The organism is Streptomyces sp. NPDC056527 (genome assembly GCF_042794475.1).
In the GTDB taxonomy this organism is placed as follows: domain Bacteria; phylum Actinomycetota; class Actinomycetes; order Streptomycetales; family Streptomycetaceae; genus Streptomyces.
Window position 1 is genome coordinate 1 of sequence record NZ_JBHTTQ010000137.1, and the last position, 15,395, is coordinate 15,395.

The following is a 15,395-nucleotide window of genomic DNA, read 5'->3' on the forward strand; positions in this document are numbered from 1 at the left end:
GGGCCGAGGCCCGGGACGCGGCCCCGACCCATGTGTGCCCTTTGCCGGAAAAGCCCGGCCGGGGCACGCTGAGAACGTGAGGAGAGTGCGCATGACCGGACCGGCCAGGCCCGCCGGGCCGACCCCGGCCGCCACGGACGCAGGCCCGAAGGAGACCGCGCCCGAGCCGCCGCCCGTCGGCGGAGTGCTGTGGAGCGTCGCGGGGGATGTCCGGGGCCTCCTGATGCTGCCCTCCGCGCTCGCCCTCCAGGTCGCCCATCCCGCCGTCGGCGCGGGGGTCGACCAGCACTCCGTCTTCCGCACCGACCCCTGGGGCCGCGGCGAGCGCTCGCTGCGTTCCGTGCTGCTCTGGGTCTACGGGGGCGAGGAGGCGGCCGAGGAAGGGCGCCGGCTCCGGAGGCTCCACCGGACCATCCAGGGCACCGACGCCCACGGCCGCCGCTACCACGCGCTCACCCCGTCGAACTACACCTGGGTGCATGCCACCGGCTTCCCGGTCTACCACCACGGCCTGCGCCTCCTGTACCGCCCGCTCACCGAGGCCCAGGAGCGCAGGCTCTACGCCGAGTGGCTCCAGGTCGGCCGCATCCTCGGCATCCACGACCGGGACATGCCGCAGACGATCGAGGAGTTCTGGCCGTACTACCGCAAGAGGCTCGGCGAGCTGGAGGCCACCGTCGTCCTGCGGGAGCTCGTCGCCACCGACCAGCCGGTGCCCGCGCCGGACCGCGGCCCCCTGCCGCTGCGGCTGCTGCTCAGGGCGCTGTGGCCGGTGCTCCTGCCCCACCTCGCCCGCTTCCGCTCCTTCATCACCGTCGGCCTGATGCCGCCGGACGCCCGCGAGGCCATCGGCCTGGAGTGGACCGACGCGCAGGAACGCCGGCTGCGCAGGTTCGCCCGGGTCGTGCGGGCCGTGGTGCCCGTACTCCCCGAGCGCCTGCGCTACCTGCCGCTCGCCCGCGAGGCGCGCCGCGAGGCGAGGCTCAGCGGGACAGCCCGCCGCGCCTGATCACCTCCGCGTACCAGCGCGCGCTGTCCTTCGGCGTACGGCGCTGGCTCGCGAAGTCCACGTGCACGATGCCGAAGCGCTTGCCGTATCCGTACGCCCACTCGAAGTTGTCCAGGAGCGACCACAGGAAGTACCCGCGCACATCGGCACCGTCGGCGATCGCCCGGTGCACGGCCGCGAGATGCGCGTCGACGTACGCCACCCGCTCCGGGTCGTGGACGTCGCCCTCCGGGTCGGCGTAGTCGTCGTACGCGGCGCCGTTCTCGGTGATCAGCAGCGGTACGGCCGGCAGCTCGTCGCGCAGCCGGAGCAGCAGCTCGTGCAGGCCGTCCGGGTCCACCGGCCAGTCCATCGCCGTGCGCGGCCCGGGCGCGGGCAGGAACCGTACCCGGTCCGGCGCGCCCGGCCAGGGCGAGGGGGATTCCGAGGTGCCGGCGGCGACGACGGAGGGGGAGTAGTAGTTGATCCCGAGCGAGTCGATCGGTGTGGAGATCGCCTCCAGGTCGCCGTCCCGGACGAAGGACCAGTCCGTGATCCGCCGTGTGTCCTCGACCAGATCGGCCGGCAGGCGGCCGTGGAAGACCGGGTCGAGGAAGATCCGGTTCCCGACGGCGTCGATCCGGCGGGCGGCGTCCACATCCTCCGGGGCATCCGAATGGGCCCTGATCGCATGGAGGTTGAGGGTCAGGGAGAGTTCCGTCGTGGACGGTACGGACTCGCGCAGCACACCGGCGGCCAGACCGTGGGCCAGATTGAGATGGTGGGCGGCGCGCAGCGCGGCCGCGTCGTCGGTGCGGCCCGGGGCGTGCACCCCGGAGCCGTAGCCCAGAAAGGCCGCGCACCAGGGCTCGTTGAGGGTCGTCCACGTGGTGACCCGGTCGCCGAGCGCCTCCGCGGCGAGGCCCGCGTACTCGGCGAACCGCTCGGCGGTCGCCCGCTCCGGCCAGCCGCCCGCGTCCTCCAGCTCCTGCGGGAGATCCCAGTGGTAGAGGGTCGCGACGGGGCGGATGCCGGACTCGACCAGCTCGTCGGCCAGGGCGCGGTAGAAGTCGAGCCCCTTCTGTACGGCCGGTCCCCGCCCGGTCGGCTGGATCCGGGACCAGGAGAGGGAGAAGCGGTAGTCCGTCAGACCCAGCTCCCGCATCAGGGCGACGTCCTCGCGCATCCGGTGGTAGTGGTCGGCGGCGATGTCACCCGTGTCGCCGTTGCGCACCTTGCCCGGCGTACGGCTGAAGGTGTCCCAGATGGACGGGGTACGGCCGTCCTCGGCCGCCGCGCCCTCGATCTGGTACGCGGCGGTGGCCGCGCCCCAGCGGAATCCGTCAGGGAAGAGAGCGTTCATGAACGGAGAACTCCTGTGAGAGTGAGGGGGGATACGGGTCGGTCCTGTACGGCTCCGGCCGGCGTCGGCTCAGCCCTTGACGGCGCCCTGCATGATGCCGCCCACGATCTGCCGGCCGAGCAGGCCGAAGACGAGCAGCACCGGCAGGGTGCCGAGCAGCGTGCCGGCCATGATCACGGACTGGTCGTGGACGTAGCCGCCGCCGAGCTGACGCAGCGCGACCTGCACCGTCGGCTCCTGCGAGGACAGCGCGACGATCGGCCAGAAGAAGTCGTTCCAGGCGGCCATGAAGGTGAGCAGCCCGAGCACCGCCATCCCGGGCCGGGCGACGGGCACCACGATCGACCAGAAGATCCGGGCGGAGGACGCCCCGTCGACCCGTGCCGCCTCGATCAGCTCGTCCGGCAGCGACTGGACCAGGTACTGACGCATGAAGAAGACGCCGAAGGCGGAGACGAGACCGGGCAGGATCACGGACTGCAGCTGGTTCACCCAGCCCAGCTCGGCGATCAGCATGAAGAGCGGGATCACCCCGAGCTGCGGCGGGATCATCATCGTGCCGACCGTGATCGCGAGCAGCGCGCCCCGGCCGCGGAAGCGCAGCTTGGCGAAGGCGAACCCGGCCAGCGTGCAGCACAGCACCGTGCCGACCGTGATGGAGCCCGAGACCACGAGGGAGTTGAGGAGCGCCGTGCCGATGTCGGCCTCCTCCATGACCGCCTCGAAGTTCCGGAAGAGGTTCGGCCCCGGCAGCAGGGTCGGCGGCACCTGCGCCAGATCGGCGTTGGAGCGGCTCGCGGCGACGATCGTCCAGTAGAAGGGGAAGGCGGAGACGAGAACGGCCAGGACCAGGATCGCGTAGGTGATCCGGCCCCCGTGGCCCGTACGGCCCGCGACGCGCACGCTCATGCCCGGCCCTCCTTCCGTGAACGGCGGCGCAGGAGCAGGGCGTTGACCCCGACCAGGACGAGGATCAGCAGGAACATCAGCCAGGCGATGGCGGCGGCCCGGCCCAGGTGGAAGAAGCCCCAGCCCTGTTCGTACAGATAGAGCCCGAGGGTCTGGTACTGGTGCGAGATGCCCCCCGAGATCGAGCCCTCGAAGAGCAGCGGCTCACCGAAGAGCTGGGTCGCGCCGATGGTGGAGACGACCGTGGTGAAGACGATCGTCGGGCGCAGCCCGGGCAGGGTGACGTGGAAGAACTGCCGCCACCGTGAGGCGCCGTCCATCTCCGCCGCCTCGTACAGCTCGGCGGGGATGGACTGCATCCCGGCGAGATAGATCAGGGCGTTGTAGCCGGTCCAGCGCCACACGACGATCGAGGAGACGGCGATCTGCGAGGCCAGTGTGCCGTTCTGCCAGTCGACCGGGCCGAAACCGACCAGGGAGAAGGCGTAGTTGACGAGCCCGAAGTCGCGGCCGAAGAGCTGGGCGAAGACGAGAGTGGCGGCGGCCACGGAGGTCGCGTACGGCAGCAGCATCGCCGTACGGAAGAACGTCCGGCCCCGCAGCTTGTAGTTGAGCAGATGCGCGAGGCCGAGCGCCATGGCGAGCTGCGGCACCGTCGACAGGACCCCGATGGTGAAGGTGTTGCGCAGCGCGGTCCAGAAGAACTCGTCGGTGAGCAGCGCCGCGTAGTTGCCGAGGCCGCGCCACTCCATGTCGCCCGGGGTCTGCAGTTCGACCCGGTAGAGCGAGACGAAGGCGGTGTAGAGGAGCGGGAAGAGGCCGAACGCCGCGAACAGGGTGAAGAACGGGGCGAGATAGGCGTACGGGACGAGGGCGGCCCACCGGCGGCGAGCCGTGCGGCGGGTGGACCGGGTCTGCGGCGGCGGGACGGGCGCCGTCGCAGGCCCGGAGGCGGTGAGGGTCACGGTGCGGCCCTTCGGATGGTCGGGAGGGGTGCGGTGGAGGCGGGCCGGCCGGGGCACGTGGGGCGGAGGCGGCCGGCCGATGCGGGACCGGGGGACGGCGGGCCGCCCGGCCCGGGCGGCGCGACGACGACTCGTCGCCGCCCGTGCCGGGGGCGGGGGCCGAAGCCCGCCCCCGGCCCCGGCACTCAGCCGATGGCGTTCTCGACACCCTTCCGCGCGTTCGACCACGCCTTCTCCGGGCTGGTGCCCTTGCGCTCCACCTCGCTCAGCGCGTTGGTGATCTGGTCGGCGACGTTCTTGTCGTGGACCCCGAGCACCTGCACCGGAGCCGCCTTGGCCGCGTCACCGAAGATCTGGCCGATCGGCGCGCCGGAGAAGTACGGGTCCGTCGCCGACGAGACCTTGGCGATGGCGCCGGTGGAGGAGGGGAAGTTGCCCTGCTTCGTGAAGAGGGCGGCCTGCTGCTCGGGGGCGGTGAGCCACTTGATCAGCTCGTACGCCTCCTTCTTGTGCTTCGCGGCGCGCGGCACGGAGAGATAGGAGCCGCCCCAGTTCCCGGCGCCGCCGGGCAGCTTGGCGATGTCCCACTTGCCCTTGCCCGCGTCGCCGGCCTGGCCCTTGATGTAGCCGAGCATCCACGCGGGGCAGGGGAGCGTCGCGAAGGAGCCGCTGGAGAAGGCCTGGTTCCACTGCGGCGACCACTGGTCGAGCTTGGCGCTCAGGCCCTCCTGCGCGGCCTTCGCCGAGGTCTCCCAGGCCGTCTTCACGGCAGGGCTCTCGGCGTAGATCAGCTTGCCCGAGGCGTCGTAGTACCGCTCCTTCTCCTGGCCGATCATGACCGTGAAGAGGCTGCCGACACTGTCCATCCACGCGCTCTTGGCCGGAGCCTTGGCCTTGTACTGCCGGCCGAGCTCCAAATAGCCGTCCCAGGTGGCCCACTTCTGAGCCAACTCGTTCCGGTCGACGGGGAGTCCGGCCTGCTTGAAGAGGTCCGTGCGGTAGCAGACGGCCTCCGGGCCGACGTCGGTGCCGAGGCCGAGGACCTTCCCGTCCTTGGTGGTCGCGGCGGACCACTTGGCGTCGGCGAACTCGCCCTTCAGCGCGTCCGCGCCGTACTTCGTGAGGTCCTCGAACTTGTCCGACTGCTGCTGGGTGACCGAGGCGATCCGACCGACTTCCAGGCCCTGGACGTCGGCGAGTCCGCCACCGCCGGCCAGCCGGGTCTGGAGCGACTTCCAGTAGTCCTGCTCGTCCTCGGTGTCGGTCTGCTTGATGGTGACGTTCGGGTGGAGCTTCTCGTACGCGGCGTAGAGTCCGGCCTCCTTGTAGCCGAAGGAGCCGTAGAGGTCGACGGTGATCGTGACCTTTCCTCCCGCGCTGTCGGAGGCGCCGTCGGATCCCCCGGATCCGCAGGCGGCGAGCAGGGCGCCGGTGAGGACGACGGCGCCGAGACGTGCGGCGGTCGATCGGGCGGATCGGGCAGTGGGCATGGGAAGCCTCCGTCTTGAGAGCGCTCTCAGGAATGCGTCAGGAGCGTGCCTCTCGATCGAGGTTCCCGTCAAGAGTCGAACGCGTAACAGCTCGATGTACCCGCGCTGTTCGCCCCGGAGTTCAAGGCCCTTACACGGAGTTCCGGGGAGCGGTCGTCACGCGGAGGCGCGCCGGACCAGCTCGGTCGGTGTGATCACGGGCTCGGCGACGCCCGCGCCGTCGAGGGTGCGCATCAGGAGCCGGACCATCAACCGACCCATTCCCTCGATGTCCTGGCGGACCGTCGTGAGCGGCGGATCGGTCGCCTCGGCCACCTGGAGCATGTCGTCGAAGCCGACGAGCGCCACGTCCTCGGGCACCCGGCGGCCCTGCTCGCGCAGGACGCGCAACGCTCCCGAGGCCATCAGATCATTGGCCGCGAACACGGCGTCCAGATCGGGGCGGCGGGTCAGCAGCTCGCTCATCGCCCGGGCCCCGCTCTCCTCCGTGAAGGCGCCCTCGGCCACCAGGTCGGAGCCGGCGTCCGGCAGTTCGTCCCGGTAGCCGTCGAGACGGTCGAGCGCGGACGTCTGGTCGCGCGGGCCGGTGATGTGCGCGATGTTCCGGCGGCCGAGCGAGCGGAGGTGCCGTACGGCGGCGCGGGCCCCGCCACGGTTGTCGCAGTCGACGTACGGGACCGCGGGTTCGTCCTCCGGGCCGGTCCAGCCCGGGCGTCCGCCGAAGACCGTGGGCACCTGGACGCGCCGGACGATCTCGGGGAGTTCGTCGTCGTTGTGGAGCGAGAACGCCAGCGCGCCGTCGACGTGACCGCCCCCGAGATAGCGCGCGATCCGCTCGTGATCGCCCGGCCCCTCCACCCAGAGCAGTACCAACTGGGCGTCGTGCAAGGTGAGTTCGCGACTGATCCCGCGCACCTGCTGCTCGAAGAACGGGTCCGAGAAGATCCGGAACTCGGGCTCGGCGATGATCACGGCGACGGCGCCGTTGCGCCGGGTCACCAGGGTCCGCGCCGCGTGGTTGGGGATGTAGCCGAGCTCCTCGACGGCCTTGCGCACCTTCTCGGCCAGGGCCTCGCGGACCCCGGCCCCGCCGTTGACGACGCGGGACACCGTCGCCCGGGACACCCCGGCGCGCGCGGCGACGGCTTCCAGGGTCGGGCGCGTCCCGGACGTCGACTCGCTCAAGGGTGGCTCCTCACGGACACGGTGGGTGACGGCGCTGACATCGTCGAGGGTATCCGGTGACGGGCGAGCGGGTCCGTCCGGGGAAAGCGCTCTCGGGATCACCTCAGCGCGCGGGCCGCAGGACGTCCACGTGTGCGAGTGCGCGGTGGCGGTGGTGGGTTGCCGCGATCGTCGCGAGGGCCGGGCGGCCGAGGTCGCGGTACGCGGCGGCCAGGAGCTCGCGTGCGTACTCCTCGCGGTCCGGTTCGCCGTACGAGGCCCAGTGCAGGTCCCGTCCGAGCACCAGCGCCTCCGTCGGATCGCCGGCGGCCGCCCGTCGCAGGGCCTCGTCGCGGGCCGCCCGCAGCGACTCCGCGTCCTCGAACAGCTTCTCCATGAAGGTGCCGAAGCGGTACTCGTCGGCCCCGTTGTGCGGCGGACGGTCCAGGGCGGTCGCACCGGACGCCAGGGCTCCCGCACCGTCCAGGGTCGTGATCCGGTCGGGGTCGACGGCCGGCCGGCGGGAGTCGTACGCCTCGGAGTACGCGAGTCCCGTCTCCGTGCGCTCGCCGGTCTCGAAGCCCGTCAGGGCCACCCGAAGCCGCCCGAGATCCGCGAGCCGCGCGACCTCCGCCTCGTCCCCCTCGGCCGCGTACTCCGCCAGGTCCCGCTGTGCCCGCTCGATCCGCGCCCGTACCGCCTCCAGCGCAGTGCGGTGGCGTCGCTCGATGTCGTCGCCGTCGTGGGAGTGGTACGAGGCGACTCCGTCGCAGCTGCGCCCGTCGTCGGACCAGAGCCCGTGGTGGAGCCCGTCGGTCCCGCCGTGCAGAAACGTGAGGAACTCCGGAGGGTCGCGGTAGTACCGCCCGTGCACCCGGATGTCGAGACCCTCGCGGGGGAGTGCCGAGGGATCCGCGAACAGGTCCATGACGCCGTACGGCGCGAGCTCCAGGTCCCGCAGCGCCCGCTCCTCGGCCGGCCCGAGGGCGGCCAGGAAGTCGAGGAACCGGAAGAAGGAGCCCGGCAGTTCGAGCCCCCACTCCGCGGCGATCCGCTCCGCCACGGCCTCCCGTACCGCCGGATCCCCGTACCGCTCCGACTCGGCCACGCTGCGCTCCCACCCTCCGGTTCGTCAGTGAGGGCCGAGCCTACCGACGGCGTACGGACGCGCCCCGCCCCGCCCCGAGGGCCGGAGCGGGGCGCGCCGCCGAGCTCAGTGCTCGTCGTGCTCGTGGATCGTGTTCGTCTCCGCGATCTTCTTCCAGGACTTCGGCTGCGCGGGCTTCACCGTCTTCGCGTCCGGCGCCGCGGCCGTGGTCCCGGCCGTGGCCGACCGCGCCGAGACCCCGCCCCCGACCCCGGCAGCCGTCGACGACGCCGGCTTCACCGGCTGGTACAGCCAGGTGTCGAAGAGCGAGGCCAGCGGCTTGCCCGAGACCCGCTCCGCGTACGCCACGAAGTCCCCGACCTTGGCGTTGCCGTACGCGAACTCCGTCGGCCAGCCCTTCAGAACGGCGAAGAAGTCCTCGTCACCGATCTCGTTGCGCAGCGCCTGGAGGGCCAGCGCGCCCCGGTCGTACACGGCGATGTGGAACTGGTCGTCCGGACCGGGGTCGCCCGGCTTCACCGTCCAGAACGGGTCCTCGGCCGTGCGGGTCGCGTAGACGTAGTCCGCCAGCTCCTGCGCCGTGCCCTCACCCTCCTTCTCCGACCAGAGCCACTGGCTGTAGCGGGCGAAGCCCTCGTTGACCCAGATGTCCTTCCACTTGTCGACGGAGACGCTGTCGCCGTACCACTGGTGGGCCAGTTCGTGGACGACCACCGACACGTTCGCCCCGTTGGCGAACTGTCGGGGGCTGTAGAACGGCCGGGTCTGCGTCTCCAGGGCGTAGCCGCTGGTCACGTTGGGGACGTAGCCGCCGAGCGCGTTGAAGGGGTAGGGCCCGAAGACCTCCTCCAGCCACTCCGCGACCTCGGTCGTCCGCTCGATCGAGGCCCGGGCCGCGCCCGCGTTGTCGCCCAGATCCCGGCTGTAGGCGTTGAGGACCGGGAGCCCGTTCGCCGTCTTGTCCGTGGTGATGTCGAACTTGCCGACGGCGAGCGTGGCCAGATACGTGGCCTGCGGCTTGTTGGAGCGCCAGTTGTAGCGGGTCCAGCCGAGCCGGGAGGACTGCGACTGGAGCACCCCGTTGCTGATCGCCTGCGTGCCGTCCGGCACCGACACCGAGACGTCGTAGGTGGCCTTGTCCAGGGGGTGGTCGTTGGACGGGAACCACCAGGCGGCGGAGTCCGGCTCCTGGGCGGCGACACCGCCGTCGGGCGTGCGGTGCCAGGCGGTCCAGCCGCCGATCTTCACCTCGGAGGGCTTGCCCGCGTACCGCACGACGACCGAGATCGTACGGTTCTTCTCCAGCGGGGTCGCCGGGGTGATCTCCAGCTCCTGCTCGCCGGTGGCGGCGAACTTCGCCTTCCTGCCGTTCACCCGCACCTCGCTGACCTTCAGTCCGAGGTCCAGGTTGAAGCGGGAGAGGTTCTGCTTCGTGGTGGCGAGGATCGTCGCCGTGCCCTCCAGGAGGTCGGTCGCGGGCTGGTACGTCAGCCGCAGGTCGTAGTGGGAGACGTCGTAACCGCCGTTGCCACTGGCCGGGTAGTAGGGATCGCCGATGCCCGATGCGCCCGGAACGTAGTCGGCGGCCGATGCCGGGATCGCCAGCAGGAGAGAGGCCGCGAGCGCGCTCGGAACGACAAGTCTGCGGTGCACGAGAGCTCCAAGTCTGTAAGAAGCACGAATGGTCTTCGGTCCTTATCGACACTATTCAGGGCCACGACGCCCCGTCATGTCCATGGCCCCATCCGCCACACGATCGCCATTCGGCCGAAACGAACGATCCGGCCCCGTTCGGTGTCTTCCCGCTCTCGACTGCACTCTTTTGCTCGGGAGTTGACCGGGGTACGTTCCGCCCCATGCCGATACCTGTGCGGAGAACCCGCAGAGCCCGTCCGTCGTGCAGAACCCTGGTGGCGGCCGCCGCGGCCGCCCTGCTGGCCGCGCTGGTGTCCCCGACCGGGGCTCAGGCGCAGGCCCCCGTACGGGAGTCGAAGCCCGTCCATTCCTACGCCGACGCGATCCGTGAGTCCGTCTGGGTGGACACCGGACTCGACGGGGACGGCGACGGCCGCACCGACCGGGTCGCCGCGGACATCGTCAGGCCCCGCGAGCCGGCCGCGGCGGGCCGGAAGATCCCGGTCATCATGGACGCCAGCCCGTACTACGCCTGCTGCGGACGCGGCAACGAAGGCCAGAAGAAGACGTACGACGCGGCCGGGAACCCCGTCCAGTTCCCGCTCTTCTACGACAACTACTTCGTTCCCCGCGGGTATGCCTTCGTCGCCGTCGACCTCGCCGGCACCAACCGCTCCGACGGCTGCGACGACGTCGGCGGGCGCTCCGACGTCCAGTCCGCCAAGGCCGTCGTCGACTGGCTGAACGGCCGGGCCCGCGGATACACCACCCGTACCGGCTCCGAGCGCGCCAGGGCCACCACCTGGTCCACCGGCAAGGTCGGCATGATCGGCAAGAGCTGGGACGGGACCATCGCCAACGGCGTCGCCGCGACCGGCGTCGAGGGCCTGGAGACCATCGTGCCGATCGGCGCGATCTCCTCCTGGTACGACTACTTCCACTCCCAGGGCGCCCCGCTCTACAACGCCAACCCGAGCTGGCTCTCCGAGTACGTCAACAGCCCCGAGGCGGAGCCCCGTTGCGGCGCGGTCCAGGAGCGCATCACCACCGCCACCCCGTACAGCGGCGACTGGACCTCCGCCTGGAGCGAGCGGAACCACGTCCCCGACGCCCGGAAGGTGAAGGCCAGCGTCTTCGTCGTGCACGGGCAGCAGGACCTCAACGTCCGCGCCAACCAGTTCGGCCAGTGGTGGGACGCCCTCGCCGCCCGCGGCGTCGAGCGCAAGATCTGGCTCTCGCAGACCGGCCACGTCGACCCCTTCGACTTCCGGCGCGCCGACTGGGTCCGGACCCTGCACCGCTGGTTCGACCACTACCTCCTCGGCTACGAGAACGGCATCGACCGGGAGCCGATGGCCGACATCGAACGAGCCCCGGACCGCTGGACCACCGACAAGGTCTGGCCGCCGCGCGCCACCGAGCGCACCGCCCTGCGCCCCGGCACGGGCACCGCGCCCGGTGTCGGCACCCTCGGCCGCACCCCCGCCGCACCCGGTGCCACGGAGACCTTCACCGACGACCCCGGCCTGGGGGAGATCGACTGGGCCGCGCGGATCGACGAGTCGACCGCCGCCAAGGCCGGCTTCGTCACCCGGCCGCTCGGACGCGACCTGCGGCTCTCCGGCTCCTCCACCGTGACCGTCACCGCCACCCCCTCGACGACGACCGCCCATCTGACGGCCGTGCTCGTCGACCTCGGCCCGGACACGATCCGGGACTACGCGGCACCGGGCGAGGGCATCACCACTCTCACCCAGCGGTCCTGCTGGGGCGCGAGCACGAGCGGCGACAGCGCCTGCTTCAAGGACACCGAGGCCCGCACGGCGGACGTGGACTTCACCGTCGTCAGCCGCGGCTGGGCGGACCTGGGCACCTGGGCGAGCCCCGGCAAGGGCCGACCGCTGACCCCCGGCACGGCGTACACGATGACGCTGAAGCTGGCGGCCACCGACCATGTCGTCCCGGCCGGACACCGGCTCGCCCTGATCGTCGGCGGCACGGACAAGGACCTCCTCGACCCTCCGTCCACCACGCCGACGATCACCCTCGATCTGGCCCGTACATCTGCCAAACTGCCCCTGGTCGGCGGCGCGGACGCCTTCACACGGGCGACGGCCGGCACGGACGGCGCACGCCTGGCGCCCGGCGGGCGCGCGCTCAACGGTGTCGGACGCCCGAGCTCGAACCACCCCCTTCCCGGAGAGGCCCGATGACGCACACCCCGCACCGCCGCTCCCGACGCACGCTCGCCCTCGTGGCGGGCGTCGCCGCCCTCGGTCTCCCGCTCGTCGCCGTCCCCGCGGAGGCCGCGGGCACCGCGGCCGCCACACCGCCCCCCAGGACGGGCTTCGAGGGGAGCGGGGGCGCCCGGTGGACCAGCGAGCAGGAGGAGACGGCCTTCCTCGCCGCCGTCGACCGGGGCAGCGACCGCGTATCGGTGCGCACCATCGGCACGACGAAGCAGGGCCGACCGCTCCGGCTCGCCACGGTCGGCTCGCCCCACGCCGGCACCACCGTGCTGCTGGTCTGCAGCCAGCACGGTGACGAACCGTCGGGCCGGGAAGCGTGTCTCACCACCGTGCGGGACCTTGCGTACTCCCGGGACCCGGACACACGCCGCTTCCTCGCCCGCACCACCGTTCTCGTCGTGCCCTCCGCCAACCCGGACGGGCGAGAGGCCGACACCCGGGGCAACGCCGACGGTGTCGACGTCAACCGCGACCACATCGCCCTGCGGACCGCCGAGGGCCGGGCGATGGCCGCTCTCATCCGCGACCGGCGCCCGGAGGTCATCTACGACCTGCACGAGTACGGCGGGACCTCGCCCTACTACGACAAGGACCTGCTCGCGCTCTGGCCGCGCAACCTGAACGCCGACACGCGCGTGCACGACGAGGCCCACACCCTCTCGGAGTCCTATGTCCGGCCGACGGCCGGGGCCGCGGGCTTCGGCAGCGGCATCTACGGGATCTGGACCGACCCTCTCACCGGGAAGCCCATCAAGCAGGTCGCGGGCGACGGCCAGGAGCGGATCCTGCGCAACACGGCCGGCGTCAAGCACTCCGTCGGGCTGCTCGTGGAGACCCGCGTCGAGGCCCTGACCCAAGCCGAGAAGGACGACACGGCGCGCAACCAGCGGCGCCGGGTGAGCACCCAACTCGCCGCGCTGAAGGGCGCCTTCTCCTACGTCGACGAGCGGCGCGGACGGCTGGGCGCGGCCACGGCGGCGGCCCGGCACAGCGGGTTCGCCGACCGCGGCCCGGTGCTGCTCGGCGGCGCGGACAACGATCCGGCCGAGCCCGCCGAGACGATCCAGGACCCGCCCTGCGGCTACCGCCTGGACCACGCGCAGTACGTCGAGTTCGGCGACGAACTCGCCCTGCACGGGATCACCGTCCGGCGGGACGGCGACGGAGTCCTCGTACCCCTGCGGCAGTCGCAGCGCGCGCTCGTCCCGCTGCTGCTCGACGGCCGGGCGGCCTACCGGCTCACCACCGGACTGCCGGTGGAGGTCTGTTGATGGGCTGAGTTGGTCCCGGAAGTAGCGCGTCACGTGTGGTACTGCCTTACGGAGCGAGTTCAGTCTGTCCCGTAATGCCGTGAAAGGTGCCACCTTGTCGCAGGAAGAGCAGAGAGCGGGCGAACCCGGGGGCGGCGGAGGACGGGGCGGAGGCCGGGAGGGGCTGCCGGTGACGGCGGCCCTCCCGCGCAGCCCCGGACACCACCCCAAGGCGCGGACCGATTGGATCGTGTTCGGCGTCACGGCCGTGCTCACCGTCGCCTTCGTGGTCTGGGGGGCCACGGCCACGGACAGTCTGGAGAGCGTCTCCAGCGATCTCCTCGACGGCCTGATCCGCAACGGGGGATGGGCGTTCATGCTCGCCGCCTCCGGCTTCGTCGTCTTCGCCCTGTGGCTCGCTATCAGCCGGTACGGACGGATCACCCTGGGCCACGAGACCGAGGGCCCGGAGTTCCGGACCGTGTCGTGGATCGCCATGATGTTCAGCGCCGGCATGGGCATCGGCCTGATGTTCTACGGGGTGAGCGAACCGCTCGCCCACTACGGCACCCCGCCGCCCGGCACGAGCCCCGCCGACTCGGCGGAGCGGATGCAGGTCGCGATGGCCACGACCCTCTTCCACTGGACGCTCCACCCCTGGGCGATCTACGCCGTGGTGGGGCTCGCGATCGCGTACTCCACGTTCCGGCGCCGTCGGCGACAGACCATCAGCGCCGTCTTCGTCCCGCTGATCGGGAAGAAGGCGGCCAACGGCGGTCCCGGCCGGTTCATCGACATCCTGGCCATCTTCGCCACCCTCTTCGGATCGGCCGCCTCGCTCGGTCTCGGCGCGCTCCAGATCGGCAGCGGGGTCGAGGAGTTGGGGTGGCTGGAGAAGACCGGCACCGGACTGCTCGTCGGCATCATCGCCATCCTGACCGTGGCGTTCGTGCTGTCCGCCGTCTCGGGCGTCGAGAAGGGCATCCAGTGGCTCTCCAACATCAACATGGTGCTCGCCCTCATCCTCGCCCTGTTCGTCTTCGTGGCAGGCCCGACCATCGTCGTGCTCGATCTGCTGCCCACCTCGATCGCCGCCTACATCGGTGACCTGCCTCAGCTGATCGGACGCACCGAGGTGACTGCCGGAGAGAACGTCCACGACTGGCTGGGAAGCTGGACGGTCTTCTACTGGGCCTGGTGGATCTCCTGGACGCCCTTCGTCGGCATGTTCATCGCCCGCATCAGCAAGGGCCGGACGATCCGTCAGTTCGTCGGCGGAGTCATCCTCGTGCCGAGCACCGTGAGCCTCGTGTGGTTCGCCGTCTTCGGCGGCACGGCGATGAAGCTGAGCGAGCGTGGCGAACTGGCCGAGGAGACGACCCCGGAGGGCCAACTCTTCGGCCTCCTGCAGGAGTTCCCGATCACCGGGACCATGAGCCTGCTCGTGATGGTCCTCGTGGGCATCTTCTTCGTGTCGGGCGCCGACGCCGCCTCGATCGTCATGGGCACGCTCTCGCAGCGAGGGTCCTTCGAACCGACCCGCCCCGTGGTGGTGTTCTGGGGCGTGGTCACCGGCGCCGTCGCCGCCATCATGCTCCTCATCGGCGACGGCCAGGGCGACGCGCTCGCCGGCCTGCAGAACCTCACGATCCTGGTGGCCGCGCCGTTCGTCCTCGTGATGATCGGCATGTGCGTGGCGCTCATGCGCGATCTGCGGCACGACCCGCTCATCGTCCGGGGCGAGGTGGGCGAGGAGGTCATCGAACTCGCCGTGATCGCGGGCCACGAGAAGTACGACGGCGACTTCGAACTGCGCATCGGGCCGGGCACGGGGGCGCCGGGTGACGGGTCGTGATCGGCCTCGACCCTTGCCACCGGCCGGTATCGGCCGTGCCTCGTGGGGGTCCCCCGGCCGGAGGTTCGGGGACCCCCACGGCCCGGAAACCGGAGAACACATCATGAAGCACGCGACGCCGCTGCGCCGTACCCTGACCGCCCTGACCACGACGACGCTGCTGGCCGGGGGCCTGCTGCTCGGTCGGACGGTGACGGCCGAACCCGCGCACGCGACCGGCGAGAAGATCATCTGCAACGTCCCCGAGATGCGGCAGGAGGCGGCCGACCTCCGCTCGAAGGCCGCGCAGTTCCAGCGCCTCGGCGCCACGGCGGAGGCCCGCAAGGCCCGTGCCCGGGCCGACGCCCTCGACCGCCAGGTGCGCAACTGCATCGACGCGGAGGACAACGCTCCCAAGCCCTGGAAGTAACCTCCCCCAC

12 protein-coding genes are annotated in these 15,395 nt (G+C 71.5%); 5 read left to right on the top strand and 7 right to left on the bottom strand.

Translation table 11 applies throughout. The annotated features are described in order from the left end of the window. The first annotated feature begins 91 nt into the window (after positions 1-91). Positions 92-1,009, top strand: a complete 918-nt coding sequence (locus ACFQ7Q_RS34725; RefSeq protein ID WP_383562271.1) for an oxygenase MpaB family protein — start codon at positions 92-94, stop codon at positions 1,007-1,009. On the opposite strand, the gene ACFQ7Q_RS34730 is transcribed toward ACFQ7Q_RS34725, so the two are convergent. From ACFQ7Q_RS34730 to ACFQ7Q_RS34760, 7 genes are all read right to left on the bottom strand, one after another. Next, complete coding sequence (locus tag ACFQ7Q_RS34730) at positions 984-2,351, bottom strand: GH1 family beta-glucosidase (RefSeq protein ID WP_383562273.1); 1,368 nt, start codon at positions 2,349-2,351, stop codon at positions 984-986. The two genes, ACFQ7Q_RS34725 and ACFQ7Q_RS34730, sit on opposite strands and share 26 nt — an antisense overlap. Before the next feature lie 69 nt (positions 2,352-2,420). Then, entirely contained in the window at positions 2,421-3,260 is an 840-nt protein-coding gene (locus ACFQ7Q_RS34735) for a carbohydrate ABC transporter permease (RefSeq protein ID WP_383562275.1), read from the bottom strand. Further along, positions 3,257-4,225 (bottom strand): carbohydrate ABC transporter permease, encoded by a 969-nt coding sequence (locus ACFQ7Q_RS34740; protein ID WP_383562277.1) that lies wholly within the window; start codon positions 4,223-4,225, stop codon positions 3,257-3,259. Before ACFQ7Q_RS34740 ends, ACFQ7Q_RS34735 begins: the two co-directional genes overlap by 4 nt. A 185-nt stretch (positions 4,226-4,410) precedes the next feature. Beyond that, positions 4,411-5,715 (bottom strand): ABC transporter substrate-binding protein, encoded by a 1,305-nt coding sequence (locus tag ACFQ7Q_RS34745; RefSeq protein WP_383562279.1) that lies wholly within the window; start codon positions 5,713-5,715, stop codon positions 4,411-4,413. A 156-nt stretch (positions 5,716-5,871) separates the two neighbouring features. After that, positions 5,872-6,900 (bottom strand): LacI family DNA-binding transcriptional regulator, encoded by a 1,029-nt coding sequence (locus ACFQ7Q_RS34750; RefSeq protein ID WP_383562281.1) that lies wholly within the window; start codon positions 6,898-6,900, stop codon positions 5,872-5,874. A gap of 103 nt (positions 6,901-7,003) precedes the next feature. Next, positions 7,004-7,987, bottom strand: coding sequence for an ADP-ribosylation family protein (locus ACFQ7Q_RS34755; protein WP_383562283.1), 984 nt, complete (start codon positions 7,985-7,987; stop codon positions 7,004-7,006). A gap of 105 nt (positions 7,988-8,092) precedes the next feature. Continuing rightward, a complete protein-coding gene (locus tag ACFQ7Q_RS34760) occupies positions 8,093-9,640 on the bottom strand; it encodes a M1 family metallopeptidase (RefSeq protein ID WP_383562285.1) in 1,548 nt (515 codons plus the stop codon). Positions 9,641-9,843: 203 nt separating this feature from the next. Between ACFQ7Q_RS34760 and ACFQ7Q_RS34765 the strand changes: the two genes are divergently transcribed. The 4 genes from ACFQ7Q_RS34765 to ACFQ7Q_RS34780 all read left to right on the top strand — a co-directional run bounded on the left by ACFQ7Q_RS34765 (position 9,844) and on the right by ACFQ7Q_RS34780 (position 15,385). Then, positions 9,844-11,835 carry a Xaa-Pro dipeptidyl-peptidase gene (locus ACFQ7Q_RS34765; RefSeq protein WP_383562287.1) on the top strand — a complete coding sequence of 664 codons (1,992 nt, stop codon included), beginning with the start codon at positions 9,844-9,846 and terminating at the stop codon, positions 11,833-11,835. After that, complete coding sequence (locus ACFQ7Q_RS34770) at positions 11,832-13,142, top strand: M14 family metallocarboxypeptidase (RefSeq protein ID WP_383562289.1); 1,311 nt, start codon at positions 11,832-11,834, stop codon at positions 13,140-13,142. Before ACFQ7Q_RS34765 ends, ACFQ7Q_RS34770 begins: the two co-directional genes overlap by 4 nt. 169 nt (positions 13,143-13,311) lie before the next feature. Beyond that, positions 13,312-14,976: a BCCT family transporter gene (locus ACFQ7Q_RS34775; protein ID WP_383562291.1), complete on the top strand. Its 1,665-nt coding sequence runs from the start codon at positions 13,312-13,314 to the stop codon at positions 14,974-14,976. A 103-nt stretch (positions 14,977-15,079) separates the two neighbouring features. Further along, entirely contained in the window at positions 15,080-15,385 is a 306-nt protein-coding gene (locus tag ACFQ7Q_RS34780) for a hypothetical protein (protein ID WP_383562293.1), read from the top strand. Positions 15,386-15,395: the final 10 nt, after the last annotated feature.

Excerpts from the sequence above, each read along its gene's own strand:
- ACFQ7Q_RS34725 (WP_383562271.1), top strand. The coding sequence starts at position 92 with ATGACCGGACCGGCCAGGCCCGCCGGGCCGACCCCGGCCGCCACGGAC.
- ACFQ7Q_RS34730 (WP_383562273.1), bottom strand. The coding sequence starts at position 2,351 with ATGAACGCTCTCTTCCCTGACGGATTCCGCTGGGGCGCGGCCACCGCC.
- ACFQ7Q_RS34735 (WP_383562275.1), bottom strand. The coding sequence starts at position 3,260 with ATGAGCGTGCGCGTCGCGGGCCGTACGGGCCACGGGGGCCGGATCACC.
- ACFQ7Q_RS34745 (WP_383562279.1), bottom strand. The coding sequence starts at position 5,715 with ATGCCCACTGCCCGATCCGCCCGATCGACCGCCGCACGTCTCGGCGCC.
- ACFQ7Q_RS34765 (WP_383562287.1), top strand. The coding sequence starts at position 9,844 with ATGCCGATACCTGTGCGGAGAACCCGCAGAGCCCGTCCGTCGTGCAGA.
- ACFQ7Q_RS34770 (WP_383562289.1), top strand. The coding sequence starts at position 11,832 with ATGACGCACACCCCGCACCGCCGCTCCCGACGCACGCTCGCCCTCGTG.
- ACFQ7Q_RS34780 (WP_383562293.1), top strand. The coding sequence starts at position 15,080 with ATGAAGCACGCGACGCCGCTGCGCCGTACCCTGACCGCCCTGACCACG.